This window comes from Candidatus Frankia alpina, from assembly GCF_902806485.1.
Classification (GTDB): Bacteria; Actinomycetota; Actinomycetes; order Frankiales; family Frankiaceae; genus Frankia; species Frankia alpina.
Window position 1 is genome coordinate 1 of the sequence record NZ_CADCWT010000328.1, and the last position, 4421, is coordinate 4421.

Genomic DNA, 4421 nt, shown 5'->3' on the forward strand with positions numbered 1-4421 from the left:
GGTCGCGGGTCGCGGGTCGCGGGTCGCGGGTCGCGGGTCGCGGGTCGCGGGTCGCGGGTCGATTGATGACGAGCCAGCGGCCGCCACATCCTTGATATTTGCTGCGACCAGTTGTGCACAAAATCGTGCCGAGGCATAGTCGCGGTTTTCGGTCGAAAAACCGTAACTAAGCCTCGGCACGATCTGGCCGCGATCTGGCCGGAAACCAGCCAGCCAGTCAGTCGGGCAGGCAGGCGGCGGTGGCCGTGCGGCGCCAACGGGGTCAGCGAAGCCAACGGGGTCAGTGAGGGAGCCTGCATTCGGGCGGGCCGCCACACATATGCTCGCCTGCCTGGCCACCCGGCGGTCAGGAGGAGCTGGAGGTTGACCGTCGCCGGTGCCCCGGGCTCAGCCGGCGGCGCCGATCCGCACAGCGCAGTCGTTGGCGGCCAGGTAGACCTGGCTGCGGCCACCGGGGTCGAGGGTGACGGTCGGTGCGTTGTGCGTCGCGGTCACGAAGTCGACGTTCTCCCCACTGGCGACGTCGCGCAGCACCAGTTCGCAGGTCTCGCTGCCGTTGAAGTCCTTGACCTGGACCTCGACGTGGCTGGGGGCACTGAAGGCGCTGCTGTCGCCGGTCTGCTGCACGGTGAACGGCAGGGTCGCGTCGCCGACGCCGGGCAGCGCGCTGAGCCGGCAGCCGGGCGAGGACGGGGTGACGTCGAGGTCGTAGCGCCCGGCCTGATGGAGCTGGAACGTCTTGTCCCCCCAGGTGGTGTCCAGCGCCGGCAACCCGACCGGGTTGCCGGCGCCGTGCAGCGACACCGTGCAGCCCACGTCGTCACCGGTCTGACGGTCCGCGAGGAGCAGCCGCCACGGGCCCGGCGGCGGTATAGGTGAAGGTGGTCGGCTCGCCACCGCCGTCACCGCGGGTCAGCAGCACGGCGGTGACGGCCGCGGCCGCAAGCACGACCACCGCGACGCCCAGTCCGAGCAGCCGGCCGCGACGCCGGCGCCTCGGCCCGCCGACGAGGTCCCCGGCGGACGCCTCGCCCCCGGCCGCGCGCGACAGGTTCCATGGTGGGGTGCCGGCGGTCACCGCCGCGGTGGAGTTGCGCTCCGCGACGGGTGGCATGCCGCCCGCGGGGATCGGCAGGGGCGACGGAATCGACGGTGGCGAGCCGCCGGGCCCGCCGGCGTCCCTCGGTGTGTCCGTGCCCACCGCGGCACCGACACCCGCGGCACCGACGCTCGTGGCAGCGGGGCCCACCGCGTCCGCGAGGGCGGCGCGCAGCTCCGTGGCCATGGGTCGCTCGCCGGGCTCGCGGGACAGTGATCGGCGGACGAGCTCGCGCAGCGGCGGCGCGATCCGCGTGTAGTCCACCCTGGGTTCCTCGTGGACGATCCGGTAGGTCACCGCGTCGGACGGGCCCTCCCCGTACGGCGGTTGCCCGGTGGCGCCGTAGCCGACCAGGGCGCCCCAGGCGAACACGTCGGAGGCCACCTCGACCTCGCCGGCGGTGATCTGCTCGGAGGCCAGCCAGGCCGGCGTCCCGATCAGGGTGCCGGTCGCGGTGAGCTGGCCCGCGTCACGCACCGCGGCGACACCGAAGTCGATGACGATGGGCCCGGAAACCGTCCACATGACGTTGGACGGCTTGAGGTCACGGTGGATGAGGCCGGCCGCGTGGATCGAGACGAGCCCGGCCGCGAGCCGCACCTGGTCGGCCTCGCCGAGTGCGCCGTGGCGGGTGAGGTGCTGGCCAAGGGTGGGGGCGGCGAGGAATTCCATGGCCAGCCACGGCGGCTCGGCGGTGATGTCGAAGTCGAGGAGCTTGGCGGTGTGCCGACCGCTGACCCGGAAGCAGGCCTGCAGCTCCCGCTGGAAACGGATCCGGAAGCTCGGGTTGTCAGCCAGCTCCGAACGAATGATCTTGATGGCGACCCGCCCAAGCGGACCGTCGCCGAGGTAGACCACGCCCATCCCGCCGCCGCCGAGCCGGCCGAGCAGGCGATGCGGCCCGACCTGGACTGGGTCGCTCAGGCGCAGGGCCGCGACCGCGGCCTGCTCCGGGTCGGTCGACATGACGCGATCTTCTCCTCGGCCCGGACCATGCCCACGCCGAGCTCCACGGGCCGAAAACTCCCGCCAGTACTGGGCGTCGCGGTGACAAATCGTCCCGATCGTAGCGAGCCCACGCCTGTCCGCCCGTGGTCGTCGACTTTCCGACCTCGACAAACGCTGCGGGGCTGTGGACTACAGCGGTTGTCCACAGCCGCGCACCGCGGGGCCGCCGACCCGGACGGATGGCCGTAGGGTAGCGAAATGACCTTGCCGCCCGACCCCGAGGGGCGTCCCGCCGAGCCGTCGGACGCTCCCGTCGCAGCCGTCGGCAGTGCCGCGGCGCAGGTCCTGCGGCGGGTCTTCGGCTACGAGTCGTTCCGGTCGGGCCAGCGGGAGATCATCGAGCACGTCGTCGACGGCGGCGACGCGCTGGTCCTCATGCCCACCGGCGGCGGCAAGTCGCTGTGCTACCAGATCCCCGCCCTCGTCCGCCCGGGCACGGGGATCGTGGTGTCCCCGCTCATCGCCCTCATGCAGGATCAGGTCGACGCGCTGCGGGCGCTCGGCGCGCGGGCCGGCTTCCTCAACTCCACCCAGGACCTCGACGAGCGACGGGCGGTCGAGGCAGCCTTCCTCGCCGGCGAGCTCGACCTGCTTTACCTCGCGCCGGAGCGGCTGCGCGTCGAGGCGACGCTGCGCCTGCTCGACCGGGGCTCGATCGCGCTGTTCGCGATCGACGAGGCGCACTGCGTCGCGCAGTGGGGGCACGACTTCCGGCCCGACTACCTGATGCTGTCGATGCTGCACGAACGCTGGCCGAGCGTGCCGCGGGTCGCCCTCACCGCGACCGCCACCCCGGAGACACACCGTGAGATCACCACCCGGCTGGGTCTGGCGGACGCCTACCACCACGTCGCGGACTTCGACCGGCCGAACATCCAGTACCGCATCGTGCCGAAGAAGGAGCCGAAGGCGCAGCTGCTGCACCTGCTGCGCACCAAGCATCCCGGCGACGCGGGCATCGTCTACTGCCTGTCGCGGGCGTCGGTGGAGAAGATCGCCGAGTTCCTGGCCGGCCAGGGGATCCCCGCGCTGCCGTACCATGCGGGGCTCGACTCCCGTGTCCGGGCCGAGCACCAGGCCCGTTTCCTGCGCGAGGACGGCATCGTCATGGTCGCGACGATCGCCTTCGGCATGGGCATCGACAAGCCGGATGTCCGTTTCGTCGCCCATCTCGACCTGCCGAAATCCGTCGAGGGGTACTACCAGGAGACCGGGCGTGCCGGTCGGGACGGCCTGCGCTCCACCGCCTGGCTGGCCTACGGCCTGCAGGACGTCGTCCAGCAGCGTCGGCTCATCGACGCCTCCCCCGGCGACGCGGCGCACCGCCGCCGGCTCGGCACCCATCTCGACGCCATGCTCGCCCTGTGCGAGACGGTCGAGTGCCGCCGCGTCGGCCTGCTCGCCTACTTCGGTCAGCGCGGCACCGCGGCCTGCGGCAACTGCGACACCTGTCTCGAACCACCGCAGTCCTGGGACGGCACAGTCGCCGCCCAGAAGCTGCTCTCCACCGTGCTGCGCCTCGACCGGGAGCGCCATCAGCGCTTCGGTGCAGGCCACATCATCGACATCCTGCTCGGCCGGTCGACGCCCAAGGTCACCCAGCATCACCACGACACCCTGACCGTCTTCGGCGTGGGCGAGGATCTGCGCGAGCTCGAATGGCGCGGGGTCGTGCGCCAGCTGCTGGCCCAGGGGCTGCTCGCTGTCCAGGGCGAGCACGGCACGCTGGCGCTCACCGAGGCCAGCGCCGACGTGCTGCGCGCAACGCGCACGGTCGCGCTGCGCCGCGAGCCCGAGCGGGTCGCGAGGTCGAGTGCCCGCTCCGACGGTGACGTCGCGGGTCAGGGCGCGGGCCAGGGTGGGGGCCGGAGCCGGCGCGCCGCACCGGTGGAGCTGCCGGCGCAGGCGGCGCCGGTGTTCGAGAAGCTGCGGGCGTGGCGCGGCGTCACCGCGAAGGAGCAGAGCGTCCCCGCCTACGTGATCTTCCATGACGCGACGCTGCGCGAGATCGCCACCCGGATGCCGACGACCCTCACCGAACTCGCCACCATCAGCGGCGTCGGCGAAAACAAGCTCGCCAAATACGGCCAGCAGCTCCTCGACGTCCTCGCCGACGCCGCCGAGGCACCCGAACCGGACTAAGCGGAGAACCATTGCATGGCCTGCTCCTTGGCTCGGGATGAACGGAAATCCGGGCAGGACGCGAAAGTATCCCCGCCATCCCCGCCATCCCGAAAAACGCACGAAGGACATGGCGGCCGCACGCGGAGCGGTACGCGCAAAATCGCGGTGCCGCGGAGTGAGCCATTCCCGG

At 72.0% G+C, this 4421-nt stretch carries 3 protein-coding genes; 1 reads left to right on the top strand and 2 read right to left on the bottom strand.

Annotated features, from left to right (window positions below):
* Positions 1 to 387 precede the first annotated feature (387 nt).
* Positions 388 to 816: a hypothetical protein gene (locus G6R25_RS21955; protein ID WP_163554409.1), complete on the bottom strand. Its 429-nt coding sequence runs from the start codon at positions 814 to 816 to the stop codon at positions 388 to 390.
* A gap of 4 nt (positions 817 to 820) precedes the next feature.
* Positions 821 to 2065 carry a serine/threonine-protein kinase gene (locus G6R25_RS21960; protein ID WP_163554410.1) on the bottom strand — a complete coding sequence of 415 codons (1245 nt, stop codon included), beginning with the start codon at positions 2063 to 2065 and terminating at the stop codon, positions 821 to 823.
* A gap of 240 nt (positions 2066 to 2305) precedes the next feature.
* Here G6R25_RS21960 and recQ point away from each other — a divergent pair, with 240 nt between their 5' ends.
* On the top strand, positions 2306 to 4249 hold the full coding sequence (recQ, locus tag G6R25_RS21965; protein WP_163554411.1) for a DNA helicase RecQ: 1944 nt from the start codon (positions 2306 to 2308) through the stop codon (positions 4247 to 4249).
* Positions 4250 to 4421: the final 172 nt, after the last annotated feature.